The organism is Colwellia hornerae (genome assembly GCF_007954355.1).
Lineage (GTDB): Bacteria > Pseudomonadota > Gammaproteobacteria > Enterobacterales > Alteromonadaceae > Colwellia_A > Colwellia_A hornerae.
In genome coordinates this window covers 1-1,300 of the sequence record NZ_VOLR01000081.1, presented here as the reverse complement: position 1 = coordinate 1,300, position 1,300 = coordinate 1, and the positions used below count along the sequence as shown (strand labels likewise).

Below are 1,300 nucleotides of genomic sequence, written 5' to 3'. Positions count from 1 at the left end.
CCTAAACGATAGTAATCTTTGTTAACACCACCAACTTTTCTAAACATTAGCTGACCAGATAAGCTGTACATCGAATAACTTAGGCCTGAACCATCGTTTGTTTTCACTCTTCGGTTATGGCCATCATAAACATAAGTATTGCCACTTGCTTCGTCCATTTGACCGGCAACATTATACGAAAAGCTATCATGACCATTTGAAGTGACATTTCCTCTACTGTCGTAAAGAAAGTTATATGATTTACTTCCTGTGGTGTAATTTAAACGGTTTAAGCTGTTATAAGCATACCCAATCGATTTAGAACCTATTTTATAGTAGGTAATATTACCTTTGGTGTCGTAATTAACATCTCCTGTACCCGAGTAACTATCGGTGATCAGGTTTAATCTATCAAGCCCGTCATAGGTTGCTTTTATGTCATAGGCATTATTTTTTTGGTCATCCCAGAACGTCAAATTATTATTTGAGTCGTAGGTCATGGCTTGTTTTATCGCATAAGTGCCACTTCTTACATCATAGGTTGAAGCAAGTAAGCCAGCACTGTTTAGCGTAGCAGAATACACAAAACCATTGCTATAATTATGAGACTTAATAGCACCTAATGCATGATACTTAGCATTCGTTGCGTAATTACCTACTCGCAATTGTTGACTTAACGCATTATGCTTGACATTCATCACTTGCCCGCTGGGATAAGTGATTGAACTTTGATTACCTAAATTATCCGTTTGATAAGTTAAGGTGAAGGTATTCCCGTCTACAGATAATGTTTCAGAAGCCAATCCCCCCAAACTATTGTATGAATAATGGCTAGCAACACTGCCCGCATTAAGGATAATTAACTGACCATTCATATCATAATAAAAGCTTTTGTTTGCTCTACTATCCTCATATGTCTCAGAAATAATATTCCCTCGGTATCCATAGGCGTAGTTCGTTTTATTTGAACTACTTACTGAACTATCACAAGAGGTTGTGCTAGTACTAATTGACGTTCCATAACCTTTCCAGCTTAACTGCCCAACACTATCAAATGAATAAGCTCTCGGGCCAACATCCTCTCGAACAACTTTACAAAGCTTTTGATAACCATCATAAACACGGTATTCATGCTCGCCACCTTGGCTAACGCTACTAACATTACCGTAGATATTGTAGGCCATACTTGTACTAACATTAGCGGGAGAATTAATTAAAATAGGCATTGACTGACTAGGAGATGCATACGACAAATAAGTGGTTGTGGTAACATTACCTTTATTATCATTTACTTCTACTTTGTCATTAACCAGATATCGAT

At 37.3% G+C, this 1,300-nt stretch carries 1 pseudogene; it reads right to left on the bottom strand.

Features of this window, described 5'->3' with window-relative positions:
* Window positions 1-1,300: pseudogene (locus ESZ26_RS19325) on the bottom strand (RHS repeat domain-containing protein); the annotation flags it as partial.